Source organism: Mesorhizobium yinganensis (genome assembly GCF_040081985.1).
GTDB classification, from domain to species: Bacteria; Pseudomonadota; Alphaproteobacteria; order Rhizobiales; family Rhizobiaceae; genus Kumtagia; species Kumtagia yinganensis.
Map to the genome: position 1 here is coordinate 1 of NZ_JBEBMH010000030.1, position 15,538 is coordinate 15,538.

The following is a 15,538-nucleotide window of genomic DNA, read 5'->3' on the forward strand; positions in this document are numbered from 1 at the left end:
AAAACGGCCTAGGAGATATGCGGCCGAACAGGCACAAGTGCCGGGGACAGTTTACTTTTTTCGGCCCGCGCGACTTCTGGACTGCTGCGGCCTTTCTGCCGAAAGAAAGTAAACTGTCCCCTGCGGCTACCCTTCGAGCATCGGCCACGCGCGAACGGTTTTCGGGTTTCCGAGTGGACCGGGTAAAACTGTCCCCGGCACTTGTGCCTGTTCGGCCGCATATCTCCCAGGCCGTTTTCGGGTTTCCGAGTGGACTGGGTATAAACTGTCCCCTGCGGCTACCTTCGAGCATCGGCCACGCGCGAATGGTTTTCGGGTTTCCGAGTGGACCGGGTAAAACTGTCCCCGGCGTTTGCTACTTCCCGAAACGCCTGGCGATCACCCGGTCCAGTGCCCGGATTGCCTGCGCCTCGCCACCGGCCGGGCCATGCGGACGATCCGACGGGTTCCAGCCGAAGATGTCGAAATGCACCCAGCTTTTCGCCTTCTCGACGAAACGCTGGAGGAACAGGGCTGCAGTGATCGAACCGGCGAAACCGTCGGTGGTGACATTGTTGATGTCGGCGATCTTGGAGGACAGTTTGGCCTCATAGGGTTTCCAAAGCGGCATGCGCCATAGCGGATCCTCGACCTCTACCGATGCCTTGGCGATCTCCTCAGCCAACACGTCGTCTCCCGTATAGAACGGCGGCAGATCAGGACCCAGCGCCACGCGCGCCGCGCCGGTCAGCGTCGCCATGTCGATCAGAAGGTCGGGCGCCTCTTCGTCGGCGAGCGCCAGGGCATCGGCAAGGATCAGCCTGCCCTCGGCGTCGGTGTTGCCGATCTCGACGGTCAGCCCCTTGCGGCTTTGCAGCACGTCGCCCGGCCGAAAGGCGTTTCCCGAAATCGCGTTCTCGACCGCCGGAATCAGCACACGCAGCCGGACGTCGATATCGGCCGCCATGATCATAGAGGCGAGGCCGAGCACATTGGCCGCGCCGCCCATGTCCTTCTTCATCAACAGCATGCCGCTTGCCGGCTTGATGTCGAGCCCGCCGGTGTCGAAGCAGACGCCCTTGCCGACCAGCGTCACCTTCGGCGCGGCCTTGCGGCCCCAGGAAAAGTCGATCAGCCGAGGCGCTTCCGCCGAAGCCCGGCCGACCGCGTGGATCATCGGGAAATTTGCTTGGAGAAGTGCATCGCCCGCCGTCACCGTGACACGAGCCTTGTAGGTCTTTGCCAGCTTGCGGGCTGCTTCTTCCAGTTCAGCCGGTCCCAAATCGTTGGTCGGCGTGTTGATCAGGTCGCGCGCCAGGAAAACGCCCTCGGCGGTGCGCGCGATGGAAGCGGCGTCGGCACCCTTCGGCAAGACGAAACGGATAGCCTTGCCGGGCTTCTTGCCGTACCGGGTGAAGGAGTAGCCGCCGAGCGCCACCCCAAGGGAGGCAAGGGCCGCATTCTCCGGCTCTTCGGCAAAATGCCAATCGCCTTCCGGCAACGCCTTGGCAAGGGAGCCCGCGGCAAGCGCGCCCTCCTGCCCGCTGCCCAGGCCGAACATCGCCTCGGCAATGCCGCCCTCGGGATTCGGCACCAGCAGCAGACGGCCCGCTTCTCCCGAAAACCCGTTGGCTTCCGCCCAGGCACGGGCTTCGCCAGGGAGCGCCATTTCCGCAAATCCTGTGGTGGTGACCAGACGGACCGGGCGGGAGTTGCGGGGACGGCTTGCGAGCAGTTCGACGGGCATGCTGGGGTTCCAAAGTTGAGGCGTTTACGGATCGTTAGGGTTAACAGAATATTTCTCGCAGAGAAGACAAGGGGGCCTCGGGGGGCCATCGCATCAATGAAGACCGCAGTTCCGATGGCAAAAGGCATTCGCTCGGGATCAAATTGGAAGCGCCTCGCAGGTGTCGCGATCGTTCTGGCGCTGGTGGCGGGTGTGGCGGGCTGCGCCGGCGGCGTATCGCGTGAGACGACCGGCTCAGTCTCCCGAAGTGCCGGCAAGCCGGTCGACCAGCTCTCGGCAAGTGAGCTTCCCGGCGCGGCGGCGTCACTCGGCAAGGCCTATACAAAAAACACCAAGAACAAGGATGTGGCGTTGCGCTACGCCAACGTCCTGCAGATGCAGGGCCATCAGGAACAGGCGCTGGCGGTGATGCGCAAACTGGTGATCGACCTTCCCCAGGATCGCACGGTGCTTGCCGCCTACGGCAAGGCGCTGGCCGGCATAGGGCAGTTCGAGCCCGCCCTGGACGCCATAAGACGCGCCCAGACCCCGGAATATCCCGACTGGAAGCTGCTTTCGGCGGAAGGCGCGATCCACGACCAGATCGGCGAGAAGGCGCAGGCGCGCGAACTCTACCGCAAGGCGCTCGACATCAAGCCGAACGAGCCCTCGGTTCTTTCCAATCTCGGCATGTCTTACATTCTGGACGGCGACCTGAAGACCGCGGAGACCTATCTGCGCAGTGCCGTCCAGCAGCCCGGCGCCGACAGCCGCGTGCGCCAGAACCTGGCGCTCGTGGTCGGACTGCAGGGCCGCTTCGACGAAGCCGAGCAGATCGCAAGCCAGGAACTCTCGCCCGAACAGGCGCAGGCCAACGTCGCTTATCTCCGCGGCATGCTTTCCCAGCAGAACGCATGGAAGCAGTTGAAGGCGGAGGATAAGAAGAAGGCAGTAGGGCAGTAGGGCAGTAGGGCAGTAGGGCAGTAGGAAAAGGATGCCCGAGAAGATCGATTCGTACAGGGACCTCGTCGTCTGGCAGCAGGCGATGGATTTGGCTGTGGCGGTATACGAACGAAAAGAAGCTGGCCGAGGGACGAGCTCTACGGATTGACCAGCCAGGTTCGCAGGGCGGCCGCCTCCGTCCCGGCCAACATTGCCGAAGGATACGGCAGGGAAAACGTAGGCTCCTATCAGCAATTCCTCAGGATCGCCCAGGGATCATTAAAAGAACTGGAGACGCATCTGTTGATCGCACAACGTGTAGGCATCGCATCGCGCGATGGAATCGATCCTTTGCTGACGCGCAGCGAAAGCGTCGGAAAATTGCTGCGGCTTCTCATCAGAAGGCTCTCGAACGACTAATCCTACTGCCCTACTGCCCTACTGCCCTACTGCCCTCGGCTTCCTCGCCACCAGATACGCATCCACCGGACGGGCATTGGCCGGCAGCACCTTCACCTTGCTCATGACCTTTGCAAGCGCGTAGGCGATTATGATGCTGGCGTGCCAGCTCCAGCGATGGGCGACGTAGCGCTCGTTCGGAGCCTTGTCGGTCCGCACCGGCAGGAGCCGATGCAGCCAGTAGATGACGCCCTGATGCGGCGAAGGATCGAGCGTCGTCGCCTCGACCACCTCAAGCCCCAGTTCGCCGGCCAAACCCCTGAACGCCCCCGGATTCCACCACGTGACGTGATGCGGCGGGAGATTGATCGGAAAATTGGGGATTTCGGTCAGCGGCGACGGATGCAGCGGCGCGGCAAGAATCAGCATACCACCCGGCTTGATCAGCCGGGCCATCAGTTCTGCATGGCGGCGCGGGTCGGGCACGTGCTCGATGACGTGGAAAGCGCTCGCCACGTCGTAGAATTCCGGCCGCTTCTCGGCATGCTCCTCCAGCGTCTCGCGGATCACCACGTCGTCCACATCCGGCCCGGCATAGGGGTCGAGGCCGGTGTAGTGGGCATGCGGCAGGTGATGGCGGAAGACGCCCGGGCCGCAGCCGACATCGACCACCTTGGCACCGGCCGGGATGAAGCCGGCGGAGCGCTTATAGTCGACGCGTGAATGCGTGACGTTGTTCAGCCCCGCATGCACGTCCCATTTCTTGTAGTAGGTCTCGTAGAAATCGCCGTCGCCGACGATGCGGGGCTCGAAGAACACCAGCCCGGTCGGGGATTCGTAGAGCGTCACCCGGTCCACCCCCTTGAACAGCGGCGTAACGTCGACGCCCTGCCCTATGCGCCAGATTTCCTCGATGGTGCGCGCCGAAACGCCGTGAATGCGCCGCAGCGCCGGCTTGCCGGTGATCGGGCAAGGCGGCAGCGGCTTGCCGTCCTGGGCGACAGCTTGGCTCAGCTCGATTTGCGCCATTCATTCGCCTTCCAGGGTTCGCCATGCCGCGTCAGGCCCGACGTTCCCTAACGCTCAAGATGATTTCCCGATCTGGCCTGGACGTGAGATTGCCGAGCGGTCGGGGTCGGGGCCCAGGCGGCAGCGATAGCCGAGTGCGGCTGAGAAGTCCACGCAAGATGACCGCCATCTCGACATTGGCGAATCGGGCGCCGGGGCAGCCGCGCGCGCCCATGCCGAACGGCATGTAGCTGGTGCGCGCCGGCGCCGCCGTGCCCTCCAGCCAGCGCTGCGGCAGAAAATCGTCCGGACGCGGCCAGAGGCTGCGATGCCGGTGCAAGGTCCATGGCGAAATCACGAAGAAGCTGCCTGCCGGTATCTGCTTTTCGCGAAAGGTGACATCCTGCTCAGTCTCGCGCAGGAAGAAACCGATCGGCGGATAGAGCCTCAGCGCCTCCTTCGCCAGGGAATCGGCAACGGCCTCCGGCGGGCTTTCCCGCCATATGCCCTTGCCGTCGGGAGCCTCGCTGACCGCCCGTGCCGCCGCATCCTGCATCGGAATGCGGTTGGCAAGCTCGAAACTCAGCCACGCCAGCGTCGACGCCGTTGTCTCATGACCGGCAAGCAGCATGACAGCGATCTCGTCGAGCAGGGCCTCTCCATCCGTCTCGCCAGGCGTAAACCGGCCCGCCTCGGCCAGCGCCTGCGCGAAGGGTGCGCTTTCCATCGCCTGCCTGCCGGTCACAAGTGGCTTCACAAAGCGCTCGTACATCAGCGTGCGCATCTCCGCGCCGATCCGCTCGATGCCCATTTCCCGGACGATTCGTGCCCGGGCCTGCGGGTCGCGTTTCGCCAGCATCAGCACGAGCGGCGCCGCCTTCTGGTGAAAAGCGAAAAACAGCCGGGAAAAACGCACCGATTCGGCGGCGTCGAAGCGGTTGCCGAGGGTGCATTGCGACACCACGTCGACAGTAAGCCGCGACAACTCCTCAGCGATCGGCACCTTGTGGTCCGGGGCCGACAGCCAGCGGTCGATATACTCGGTGGTGAGCGCTTCCGCGATTCCGGCGACATGCGCGTCCGGCATGGTCGCCAGCGACCGCGAGAAGATGCGCCTTGTCTCCTTGACGGATGCGCCGCCCGGCTGGCCGAAAACTCCGCCGCCGATCAGCGGCCTGAGAAGATCGTGCACGACGACGCTCTTCGGATACTGGCCCTTGCGGTCCAGCATGACCGTCTCGGCGATCTTCGGATCATTGGCCAATGCCAGCTTGCTGTATTGCAGGTCGAAGACCATCAGCCAGCGCTCAAGCGGCTTTCCGGCGACGAAACGCATCGGGTCCGGAAAGAGACGGCCAACCAGCCTGCTGGCGTAGGGAAGCCGGCCCAACGTCCAGAACGGGAGTTTCAGGAAGCGGAGAATGGCAGGCGCTCCTTGACCTCGATGGAATAGGGGCCGGCGATGTCATAGACGACATGCCCCCAGGCGACACGCCGCGTCGATGCCGCGGCAACGAGAACCGCCAGATGGAACAGGTCGACAAAAGGCTGAAGCAGCCCAAGCAGCAATTGCACAATTCTCACCGCGAACGGATCCGGCATATCGATGCGGCGCGCGACCTCGCCAACCAGATATTGCTTCAGGACAGCCAGCGCCGCCAAGCCCGCGCCCGCCCAGACGAAGGCGCCCAGGAACACCATCTGGTACAGAACGGTCGCCCAAATGACGAGCCGCAGGCCGACGCTGACTACGGCCAGCCGCCACAGCCAAGGCCGATAGATGTGGCCGATCCTGTATTGGCGCACGGCAAAGCGCCAGGCCGAGGCCAGGTCCAGCGCGGTGGGCGAAGCGATGAGCAACGCCCCGCGTGTCAGCGTGCGCAGGTTCGCCGCCATCGCATGCTCGGCCAGCGAAAGATCGTCGGACAAGGTATGTTCAAGACTGCCGGCCAGATCCATGCTCATCGCGGCAGCGCGCGATATGCCGACGCTGCCGCCCCACACCACGCTGGTCGAAGCGGAACCGGGCCGTGGCATCAGCGTCAGCGCCCGGTCTATGGCGGTCACCAGATGGGCACCAAGCCTATGCCGCGCCACACGTTGCCAGCGATGGCCGGTGACGAGGTCGGAATGGTCATCGATCAGCGGGGAAACCAGCGCGCTCAGCCACCAGGATTGCGGCAAAATGTCGTTGTCCATCAGGACGATCGCGTCGTCCATGGCGTCGATGCGCGCCAGCGCGGCCTGCTGGTTGCGGCATTTCTGGGCCTGATGGAATGCTTCTCCGGCGACCACTATCTCCACCGGGAAATGCGCCAGCGGCGCCACGGCGGCGGCCCGGCGATAGGCCGGGTCCACCTCTGACTCGACCGAAATGATCAGCCGGCGCGGTTGCAGCGTCTGGGCGTTGAGCGTGGCGATCAGCGCTTCGAGACCTGGGGACGCTCCGGTGACCGGCAGGATGACAGTGGCGGCCGCTTGACGCGCCGAGCGCGGTTTCTGCAAACGTGTCAGCCGCATCACGACGCTCGCCACCGAGATGGCGTTGATCGCGAACCCGACGAAGACCAAGACGTGAATCCACGGGATGGACATGCGCCCCGTCTAAGCGATGAGCGGCCCGAACGGAAGGGAACGGATCAGAATTCGCGCCGCCTTATTCGCTTGAGGAAGACTGTCTGTCGCCGAACACCCCGCGCTGGCTGACCTGGATGCCGGCCGGCCCGAGGATGATCGCGAAGAGCACGGGAAGGAAAAAAAGAATCATCGGCACGGTCAGTTTCGGCGGCAAGGCGGCGGCCTTCTTCTCCGCCTCGTTCATACGGATGTCACGGCTTTCGCTGGCAAGCACGCGCAAGGCATGAGCGACCGGCGTGCCGTAGCGTTCCGCCTGGATCAGCGCCTGGGTGACCGACCTGACCGTCTCGAGGCCGGTACGGCTGGCGAAATTCTCGAATGCCTGGCGCCGCTCCTGGAGATAGGAAAGCTCGGCATTGGTCAGAATCAGTTCCTCGGCGAGTTCGACCGACTGTGCTCCGACCTCGTCGGCGACGCGGCGCATCGCCGCTTCGACCGACATGCCGGATTCCACGCAGATCAGCATCAGGTCCAGCGTATCCGGCCAGGCGCTCTGGATGGACTGCTTGCGTTTGGTGGCGCGGTTGCTGACGTAGAGGACCGGGGCATAAAAGCCGGCGTAGCCCACCACCACCGCGACGAACAACTTGATGAAGGTCGGCTGCTCCGGCAGGCCGCCCAGCAGGAACAGGTATACGAGCGCGACCGCGAGGAAGACGAAGGGCAGGACGAGGCGGAAGAACAGGAATTTTGTCAGCGGGTTCTGGCCCCTGAAACCCGCCACTTTCAACTTGTTGAGCGTATTCTCGTCCACAAGAGCACGCCGCAGGTCCAGCTTGTCGACGATGTTGCGCATGCCCTCGGACTGCTCCTCGCGCAGGCCCTTGCGGCGCCTGTCGGCCTCGGCGGCGAGGCGGGCGCGCTGCTTGGCACGCAACTCGTCGCGCTCCAGCGCGACGCTCTTCATACGCGCCTTGAGAGGGTTGCCGCTTAAGGCGGGCAATATGGTGAAGAAGGTGGCGAATACGGCAATCCCCACCAGAAGCGCCATCAGGAACGATGGATCTGTAAGGGTCTTGGCGACTTGAGCGGTCATAGCGGCCTAGACCTCGAAATTGATCATCTGGCGCATCACGAAGATGCCGATCGACATCCACAGGCCGGAGACGCCAAGAATGATGTTGCCGGTGGTGGTCATGAACAGTGGCATGATGTAGTTCGGGCTGGACAGATAGACGAGCGTCGCCACGATGAACGGCAGGGCGCCGATGATGGCGGCGGACGCTTTGGCTTCCATCGACAATGCCTGGACCTTGGCCTTCATCTTCTTGCGGTCGCGCAGCACGCGGGAAAGATTGCCCAGCGCTTCCGAGAGGTTGCCACCGGCCTGGCTCTGGATCTGAATGACGATCCCGAAGAAGCCGGCTTCCGGGCAGGGCATGCTCTCGGGCATGCGCATCGCTGCGTCCGGAATGGACATGCCGATCTGTTGGGATTCGACGATGCGGCGGAACTCGCTCTTGACCGGCTCCGGCGCATCGCTGGCGATCAGGCGGATGCCGTCGTTCAGCGGCAGGCCGGACTTGACGGCGCGCACCATGACATCGAGCGCATTGGGGAATTCGTTGAGGAACGCCTTTACGCGGCGAGCCCTGGCAAAGGAAACGAACCAGCGGGGCAGGCCGAGCCCGCCTGCAACCAGAACGCCGGGAAGGATCAGCAACGGCGCACCCGCCAGAAAGGCACCCGCCGTGAGCACCAGGCCACAGAGAGCGGAGTACAGATAGAACCGTTCGACCGACAGGGTCAGGCCTGCCTGCTTGAGCTGGATGCGCAGCGGCGGCTTCTTGACATTGTGGTCGAGCGTTCTCTGCTTGGCGTCGAGATCCCTCAGCGAATCCTGAAGCGATTTGCGGCGCTTGGCGACTTCCACCTGCCGGTCGCGCGACGCCTTGACCATCGCCCGGTCGGTTTCGGCCCGCTTTACCGTGTCCAGCCTCCTGTCGACCGTCTTTTCCGATGCTATGCGGTTGAACAGGAACGCATAGGCTACGGCGCCGGCACTCAGCCCGGCGAGCACGATGAAAGCCAGTATCGTCGTATCGACGCCGAACATGACGGCCCTTTCCGGCTGCTATCGATATTCGGGCTTACGGAGCCCGATCAATCCTTAGTCAGCCCGCTTTTCCATTGCCTCGAGGGCCGCGGCCAATCGCTGCTCCTCGCCGAAATAACGGGCGCGGTCCCAGAAATGCGGGCGGCCGATGCCCGTGGAGACATGTTCGCCGACCAGCTTGCCCGAGGAGTCCTCGCCCTTGATGTTGTAGAGCACCAGATCCTGGGTGATGATGACGTCGCCCTCCATCCCGATCACCTCGGTGATGTGGGTGATGCGGCGCGAGCCGTCGCGCAGGCGCGCGGCCTGGATGATGACATCGATCGAGCCGACGATGATGTCGCGGACCGTCTTCTGCGGCAGCGCATATCCGCCCATGGCGATCATCGCTTCCATGCGGTTCAGGCATTCGCGCGGGCTGTTGGAGTGGATGGTTCCCATCGAGCCGTCGTGACCGGTGTTCATCGCCTGCAAAAGGTCGAAGACTTCCGGTCCGCGCACCTCGCCGACGATGATCCGCTCCGGCCGCATGCGCAGGCAGTTCTTGACCAGGTCGCGCATGGTGATCTCGCCCTCGCCCTCGAGATTGGGCGGACGGGTTTCGAGGCGCACCACATGCGGCTGCTGGAGCTGCAATTCCGCTGAGTCCTCGCAGGTGATGACCCGCTCGTCGCGATCGATATAGTTGGTCAGGCAGTTGAGCAGGGTCGTCTTGCCGGAGCCCGTGCCACCCGAGATCACGATGTTGCAGCGGACGCGGCTGATGATTTTAAGGATCTCCGCGCCATGCGGCGAGATCGCGCCGAACTTGACCAGTTGGTCGAGCTTAAGCTTGTCCTTCTTGAACTTGCGGATGGTGAGGGTCGTGCCGTCGATCGACAGCGGCGGCGCGATGACGTTGACGCGCGAGCCGTCTGGCAGGCGCGCGTCGCAGATGGGCGAGGATTCGTCGACGCGCCGGCCGACCTGGCTGACGATGCGCTGGCAGATGTTGAGAAGCTGCTGGTTGTCGCGGAATCGTATGCCGGTCTGCTCGACCTTGCCGTTGACTTCGATATAGACCTGCTTGGCGCCGTTGACCATGATATCCGCGATGTCGTCGCGGGCGAGCAGCGGCTCGAGCGGCCCGAAGCCGAGCACGTCGTTGCAGATGTCCTCGAGCAGTTCCTCCTGCTCGGCGATCGACATCACGAAATTCTTGATCGCGATGATGTCGTTGACGATGTCGCGGATTTCCTCGCGCGCGCTTTCGGGATCGAGCTTCGCGAGCTGCGACAGGTCGATCGTGTCGATCAGCGCGGAGAAAACCTGGGACTTGGTGTCGTAGTAGGTCTCGCTTTTCTCCCGCTGAACCTTGCGCGGCGCCGCGGGAGGCGGAGTTTCGATCCGCCGGCCAGGAGGAGAAGCCGGGACGGCGGGTCTCGCTTCCGCCTGACGGGGCGGCAACGTCGCCGTATCGCCAGCCGGCGGAGGCGCACCCATCGGCGCGGGAGAGCGGAATTCCGGCTTGCCCCGGCCCCCGTCGTCAGTGCCTCGTCTACCAAACATGCTCTTCTGCCGTTTTGCGCGTCGGAAGGATTACTTTTTCTTCCTCAGCTTGAGTTTTCCGAGGAGGCTGGAGATGCCCGGCCTCGCCTTCGCCTTGATTTCGGCACGGCCGGTCAGCACATGCGCAATCTCGCCGATCGCCTGGACAGTCGGGTGCTTAGCGTCCATTTCGCCCAGCATGCGGCCATTGTTGGCGGCATTGCCGAAAAGCTGCGGGTCGAAGGGGATGACACCGACCGGGGTGATGCCGAGCGGATCGGAGAAGTCGGAGACCGATATCTCGGTGCGCTTGGGCACGCCGGCCTGGTTGATGATCAGCTTCGGCGGCGCATCGTTCGGCCGCGTCCTCTTCAGCATGTCCACGAGGTTCTTGGTATTGCGCAGATTGGCGAGTTCCGGCGTCGCGGTGATGACGATCTCGTCGGCCTGCAGAAGCGTCTGCTTGCTCCATCCCGTCCAGACATGCGGCAGATCCAACACCAGGAGCGGCGCGCTGCGTTGCGCCGTCTCGATGATCTGAGAGAAGGCGTCGGCGTCGAAATCATAGACCCTGTCCAGCGTCGAGGGCGCCGCGAGAAGCGACAGCCGCTCGGCGCACTGCGCGAGCAGGCGGTCGAGATAGACCTCGTCGATGCGTTCCGGCGAAAAAACCGCCTCGGCCATTCCCTGTGCGGGATCCTGGTCGAAATTGATGTTGGCGGTCCCGAAAGCCAGATCGAGATCGGCCACGACGACTTCGGAACTGAACAGGTTCGACATGGCCCACGCGACATTATGGGCGATGGTCGAGGAGCCGACGCCGCCCTTGGCGCCGATGAAAGCGATCGAGCGGCCGATCGGATCGGCTTCGGGATCGACGAAGATGTGGGTGATGACGGCGACGATGTCGGCCAGGGAAACTGGCGCGACCATGTATTCCGAGACACCAGCCTTGATCAGGTCGCGGTAGAGCGCGACGTCGTTGTAGTGGCCGATGACGACAACCTTCGTGCTGGGATCGCAGAGTTCGGCGAGTTCACCAAGGCTTTCCAGCAACTGACGCGGCTCGCTGCGCGATTCCACGATGATCAGGTTGGGCGTCGGCGCGTTCTGGTAGAACTCCAATGCGGTGGCGATGCCGCCCATGTGGATCTTCAGGTGCGCCTTGGCCATGCGCCGGTCCTCGCCGGCGCGCTCGATCGGCACCGCGATGCCGTCCGTCTCGCAGAATGCCTGGATCGAGATGCGCGGCACCGGGCGCAGCGCGTACATGGCGGAAGTGTCGCGATCCGTGGAATGACCCGCGTCGAGGACGGAATCGTAGGCGAGGTTGCTCATATGGATGCCCTCTTGCGGTCCAATCCTTAATAGTCGACTTCGCGTACGGCGCTATCGACCCAGACCGGCGCGTTGCGGTAGGCGTCGATGACGTTGCTGCGGCGCTCGGCATCGATCTCGGACTGCTTGCGCGGGCCGAGCAGGTCGGCGGGGTTCTCGAGCTGGGCGGCGAGGTTGTTCTGATAGGAGCAACCGAAATTCTCATAGTGCTTGTTCTGGCTGGTCTCGGCGATATCTTCCGGCCAGCGCCCGCATTTGTTGGTCTGCGCCTTGATCGCGCTGTAGGTTACCCGGACCGGCGCGGACACGTCCGCGGATGTTGCCTGATAGGAGGAGAGCGCGATGCGGCTGGCGGGAACGCCGTGCTTCTTGGCGAAATGCGCGAAGTCGGCGCCCGCCTGCGCGGCGGCGGCCTGGTTGTAGGAGCCGACCGGCACCAAAATGTTGAGCACGGGCGCGGCGTTGCGGTCGTAGTCGCTGAGGAACCCGCCAAGCGCGGTGCGCTGCATCTTGGTCATGCCGCGTTCGCTGGCGGCGACCGGCAGGTCGATGACCTGCTCCTGCTCGGCGATGACGATCGGATGATTTGTCCGGTAGTCGTCCGGCACGGCGCCGACCGTCACGCTGTCCGTCCTTGCCGCGCAGCCGGCCAGCAAGGCGACCGCAACCGCGGCGGTCAGCGCCAGCATCGGGCTTCTCAGGGCGCCGGGACGTATTGAGCCCGGTCTTGTCTTGTCGGTCTTCTCGATCATGGCCCGTTTCCCGATCATTTGTAGATGAACCCGACCATGCCGTGGTACTGACCGTTGGGTTTGTTGGTCTTCATGGTTCCGTAGACGCGATTGACACGGCCGAGGAACATGCCCGCGCCGTCGCTGGCGGGGTTGAAATTGTCGTCCGGCTTTGAAAGCGCGGTGCGCGCCACCGGCTTGCTCAGATAGGGCGTGATGATGACCACCAGTTCCGACTCGTTGCGCACGAAGTCGCGGCTGCGGAACAGCGTGCCAAGCACCGGGATCTTGGAGAGGCCCGGCACGCCCTGGATCGCCTGGCGCACGTCGTCGCGGACCAGGCCGGCAATCATCATCGAGCCGCCGGAAGGCAATTCGACGGTGGTGTCGGCCAGACGCTTGCGGATCGACAGCATGTTGGTGCCTTCCAGGTTGGTTCGTGGCTCGAAAATGCCACCGAGCAGGCCCGGGCTTTTGCGGGCGGGGCCCGCTTCAAATATCACCGAACCTTCGGTGGTCGGCTCCGAAACCGAGGTTCTCACCTTGAGGCTGATGCGGCCGGGGGAAAGCACGACCGGAATGAATTCCAGCCCGATGCCGTATTCCAGCTTCTCGACCGTGTAGGTGGTCTGGCCGGTCTGGTTGTCGTCCGAGACAGCGCTGCTGCGCCCGGTGACCAGATTGAATTCGCCGCCGACCTTGAATGTCGCCTTTTCGCCGGACACGGCCGTCAGTGTCGGCTCGGCAAGCGTCTTCATGATGCCGGCCTGTTCCATGGCATTGACATAACCGTCGATCACCGAGGTTCCGAACGCCGCGCCCGTCGCCGACAGCGGCTTGCCCAGGCCGAAGGAATTCTCGGCGATGGCGCCCCAGCTTATGCCGTTGGAATCGCCGCCGGCTATGAGGTTTACGCCCAACTGCTTGAACACGGTGCGGCTGACCTCGGCGACGGTCACCTTGAGCGTGACCTGGTCCTCGCCGATGATCTGCAGCAGGTTAACGATCTGGCTGACGCGGCGGGTCGCGTCCGGATTGTCGATGGCGACGCCGCTGTCGCTGGAGCCGCCGGAAGCGGTCTGCGAATACTGTCCGGTCGTCGCTTCACCGCCGCTGACGAAGATGTTTGCGAGATCGGCGGCGCGTTTGGAATCGAGCGGCGTCTCGACGGTGCCCGTCAGAACCACATTGTCGTTCAGCAGTTCGACCGTGACATCGGAGGTGGGGATGAAACGCTTGATGTATTCCTCGAGACCGGTGACGTCGCGCTCGATCTGCAGATCCAGGCTGGCGATCTGCTCGCCATTTGGTCCGAACACGAAGATATTGGTCTCGCCCACGGCCTTGCCGAACAGGTAGATCCGGCGGGCGGTGCGGGTCACGGCATCGGCAACGGCGGGATTGGCGACGAGGATGTCATAGGCGTCGGTCGGCAGGTCGATGACGATCGACTTGTTCAGCCCGAGATTGATGCGCTGGCTGTCGCGCTGGGTCGGTCCCACCGCAACGAGGTTCGAACCGGCGGTGGCAATGCCGGCTCCCGGCAGGCCCGTACCGGCCATCAGGACGGCGCAGGCCGCCGCGACCGAGGTGGCCCTCCGAAGCACCATCATGGGAACACCACGCCCTGCCGCTTTCGCCCTCGGCTCCGTCTTCGAGTTCATTTCCTTGCCCCCACTTCGGAAACTTCGCCGGATTTGATCAGCCGGACGGTTCCGCGCTTGCCGTTGCCCGTGACGAGATAGTCGGCCTCGTTCTCCGGGGCCTGCTGCGCGTCGGCGACCGAGCGCAGTGCCAGCGTCAGCCGGTCGGCCATCTGCTGGGCGACGGTGATGATCTCCGCCTGCTGCTGCGTGAGTTCGAGCGTCGCGGTTTCGCCGACCTTGACCTTCTTGCCCTCCTCGTCCTCCTGGATGGTCTGGTCGATCGCCAGAACCTTGATGTTCTGCAAGATCGTTTCGGTGATGAAGCCCGTGGCCGATCCGGCATCCGCCCGGCGCGTCATGATCACGTCGACAAAATCGTTCGGCAGAATGAAGCCGCCCGCCGAAGTATCAGCGGAGATCTGCGTTGCGATGGCCCGGTAACCCGACGGGAGAATGGACGACATGAAGCTTTGACCCTCGCCCACCAGCTTGGATCGCCGCAGCGGCTCGCCGGCATAGATCGGCACGCGGGCAATGGCCGTCTTGAGTTCGTCCAGCGCGTTCGGCTCGGCCGCACGGGTGATGAAGTTGTCGTTTATCCCTTCTGACGGCCATTCCTGCCAGGACAACTGGTCACCGACACCCGCGCCCATAGGCACGTCGCCGGAGACGACCAGAACCTCACCCAGCGCGACCGCCGGCTGGGACGGTCCCTGCTCGACGACGATCTGCGCCGGCGGTGGCGCGGTCATGTTCTTGGCAACGTATCCCGCACCACCCGCCGCGGCCACAGCCACGCCCAGAATGATCACCCGCGATGCCATCCGTCGAACCCCGCACTTGGCAACTCTTCAAGCCAAGCGGAACTTGCAGCGGCAATCGTCAAATTACGGTTAACGGTCTGCAAACGTTTATGATTAATTTTACGTTTCAATTAAATGCCGGACAACGAAACGCACAAACGCAAATAGCGGCCCTGGGGCCGCCAGTGTCATCCGCCAATACTGCGCAAGTGCAGTATCAATTGCCGGCGAGTTGCCCAAAAGCCCATTGCATCAGGGGCGAGGCGGGGTAGGTCAGCAGGCCGCCGGCTCCAAGCGCGATGCCGTAGGGAATACCTTTCTGGGCTTCCGTGAAATTCCTGAGGAAGAGGTTGTGGCCCGCATATACCGAAAGGGCGGAACCGCGGAAGCTGAGGATGGCCAAGGTCAGCAACCCTCCGAGGAATGCGGAGATCACCAGGTACTGAACGAGCTGGATGCTCATGCCCATATAGAGGGCTGTCGCGGCAAGCAGTTTGGCGTCGCCGCCGCCCATGCCGCCCAGGGCAAAGAGGGAAAAGGTAACCAGCAGAACGGTGAAGAACGCCGCGAAATGCCAGGCGAAGGCCGTCCACTCCATGCCGGTCAGGGGAGCGGCAACCGTAAACGTCACGACGAGAATGATTGCCACCCTGTTGGCGATGGTCATCGACAGCATGTCCGAGATGGCGGCGAAGGCCATGCAAAACGGAAATACCACGAATATCAAGGCTTCAAGCATGGCTCTC

13 protein-coding genes and 1 pseudogene are annotated in these 15,538 nt (G+C 63.5%); 2 read left to right on the forward strand and 12 right to left on the reverse strand.

All coding sequences use genetic code 11. The features are described from left to right. Window positions 1-355: 355 nt before the first annotated feature. The gene (locus ABMA59_RS30710) at window positions 356-1,726 is read right to left on the reverse strand and encodes a leucyl aminopeptidase family protein (RefSeq protein WP_349009185.1); all 1,371 of its coding nucleotides are present in this window, start codon (window positions 1,724-1,726) and stop codon (window positions 356-358) included. Window positions 1,727-1,822: 96 nt separating this feature from the next. On the opposite strand from ABMA59_RS30710, the gene ABMA59_RS30715 reads away from it, so the two are divergent. Beyond that, a complete protein-coding gene (locus ABMA59_RS30715; protein ID WP_349009186.1) occupies window positions 1,823-2,668 on the forward strand; it encodes a tetratricopeptide repeat protein in 846 nt (281 codons plus the stop codon). A 31-nt stretch (window positions 2,669-2,699) separates the two neighbouring features. Continuing rightward, a pseudogene (locus tag ABMA59_RS30720) lies at window positions 2,700-3,067 on the forward strand (four helix bundle protein). 18 nt (window positions 3,068-3,085) lie between these two features. Here ABMA59_RS30720 and ABMA59_RS30725 read toward each other — a convergent pair. The 11 genes from ABMA59_RS30725 to ABMA59_RS30775 form a co-directional block, all read right to left on the reverse strand. Continuing rightward, window positions 3,086-4,075, reverse strand: coding sequence for a class I SAM-dependent methyltransferase (locus tag ABMA59_RS30725; RefSeq protein ID WP_349009187.1), 990 nt, complete (start codon window positions 4,073-4,075; stop codon window positions 3,086-3,088). 31 nt (window positions 4,076-4,106) lie between these two features. Next, on the reverse strand, window positions 4,107-5,390 hold the full coding sequence (locus ABMA59_RS30730) for a cytochrome P450 (RefSeq protein WP_349009188.1): 1,284 nt from the start codon (window positions 5,388-5,390) through the stop codon (window positions 4,107-4,109). A gap of 71 nt (window positions 5,391-5,461) precedes the next feature. Then, window positions 5,462-6,649 carry a glycosyltransferase gene (locus ABMA59_RS30735; RefSeq protein ID WP_349009189.1) on the reverse strand — a complete coding sequence of 396 codons (1,188 nt, stop codon included), beginning with the start codon at window positions 6,647-6,649 and terminating at the stop codon, window positions 5,462-5,464. 61 nt (window positions 6,650-6,710) lie between these two features. Further along, window positions 6,711-7,727 carry a type II secretion system F family protein gene (locus ABMA59_RS30740; RefSeq protein ID WP_349009190.1) on the reverse strand — a complete coding sequence of 339 codons (1,017 nt, stop codon included), beginning with the start codon at window positions 7,725-7,727 and terminating at the stop codon, window positions 6,711-6,713. A 6-nt stretch (window positions 7,728-7,733) separates the two neighbouring features. Further along, a complete protein-coding gene (locus tag ABMA59_RS30745) occupies window positions 7,734-8,747 on the reverse strand; it encodes a type II secretion system F family protein (RefSeq protein ID WP_349009191.1) in 1,014 nt (337 codons plus the stop codon). Between the two features lie 54 nt (window positions 8,748-8,801). Then, entirely contained in the window at window positions 8,802-10,295 is a 1,494-nt protein-coding gene (locus tag ABMA59_RS30750) for a TadA family conjugal transfer-associated ATPase (RefSeq protein ID WP_349009192.1), read from the reverse strand. A 30-nt stretch (window positions 10,296-10,325) separates the two neighbouring features. Beyond that, entirely contained in the window at window positions 10,326-11,612 is a 1,287-nt protein-coding gene (locus tag ABMA59_RS30755; RefSeq protein ID WP_349009193.1) for a CpaE/TadZ family protein, read from the reverse strand. 26 nt (window positions 11,613-11,638) lie between these two features. Beyond that, entirely contained in the window at window positions 11,639-12,364 is a 726-nt protein-coding gene (locus ABMA59_RS30760) for a CpaD family pilus assembly protein (RefSeq protein ID WP_349009194.1), read from the reverse strand. A gap of 14 nt (window positions 12,365-12,378) precedes the next feature. Continuing rightward, entirely contained in the window at window positions 12,379-13,956 is a 1,578-nt protein-coding gene (locus tag ABMA59_RS30765) for a type II and III secretion system protein family protein (RefSeq protein WP_349009246.1), read from the reverse strand. Between the two features lie 47 nt (window positions 13,957-14,003). Continuing rightward, window positions 14,004-14,813 (reverse strand): Flp pilus assembly protein CpaB, encoded by an 810-nt coding sequence (cpaB, locus tag ABMA59_RS30770; RefSeq protein WP_349009195.1) that lies wholly within the window; start codon window positions 14,811-14,813, stop codon window positions 14,004-14,006. Window positions 14,814-15,009: 196 nt separating this feature from the next. Next, window positions 15,010-15,531 carry an A24 family peptidase gene (locus ABMA59_RS30775; protein WP_349009196.1) on the reverse strand — a complete coding sequence of 174 codons (522 nt, stop codon included), beginning with the start codon at window positions 15,529-15,531 and terminating at the stop codon, window positions 15,010-15,012. Between the last annotated feature and the right edge of the window lie 7 nt (window positions 15,532-15,538).

Coding starts and splice junctions, on each gene's coding strand:
- ABMA59_RS30710 (WP_349009185.1), bottom strand. CDS start 1,726: ATGCCCGTCGAACTGCTCGCAAGCCGTCCCCGCAACTCCCGCCCGGTC.
- ABMA59_RS30715 (WP_349009186.1), top strand. CDS start 1,823: ATGAAGACCGCAGTTCCGATGGCAAAAGGCATTCGCTCGGGATCAAAT.
- ABMA59_RS30725 (WP_349009187.1), bottom strand. CDS start 4,075: ATGGCGCAAATCGAGCTGAGCCAAGCTGTCGCCCAGGACGGCAAGCCG.
- ABMA59_RS30730 (WP_349009188.1), bottom strand. CDS start 5,390: ATGCGTTTCGTCGCCGGAAAGCCGCTTGAGCGCTGGCTGATGGTCTTC.
- ABMA59_RS30735 (WP_349009189.1), bottom strand. CDS start 6,649: ATGTCCATCCCGTGGATTCACGTCTTGGTCTTCGTCGGGTTCGCGATC.
- ABMA59_RS30740 (WP_349009190.1), bottom strand. CDS start 7,727: ATGACCGCTCAAGTCGCCAAGACCCTTACAGATCCATCGTTCCTGATG.
- ABMA59_RS30745 (WP_349009191.1), bottom strand. CDS start 8,747: ATGTTCGGCGTCGATACGACGATACTGGCTTTCATCGTGCTCGCCGGG.
- ABMA59_RS30750 (WP_349009192.1), bottom strand. CDS start 10,295: ATGTTTGGTAGACGAGGCACTGACGACGGGGGCCGGGGCAAGCCGGAA.
- ABMA59_RS30755 (WP_349009193.1), bottom strand. CDS start 11,612: ATGAGCAACCTCGCCTACGATTCCGTCCTCGACGCGGGTCATTCCACG.
- ABMA59_RS30760 (WP_349009194.1), bottom strand. CDS start 12,364: ATGATCGAGAAGACCGACAAGACAAGACCGGGCTCAATACGTCCCGGC.
- ABMA59_RS30765 (WP_349009246.1), bottom strand. CDS start 13,956: ATGATGGTGCTTCGGAGGGCCACCTCGGTCGCGGCGGCCTGCGCCGTC.
- cpaB (WP_349009195.1), bottom strand. CDS start 14,813: ATGGCATCGCGGGTGATCATTCTGGGCGTGGCTGTGGCCGCGGCGGGT.
- ABMA59_RS30775 (WP_349009196.1), bottom strand. CDS start 15,531: ATGCTTGAAGCCTTGATATTCGTGGTATTTCCGTTTTGCATGGCCTTC.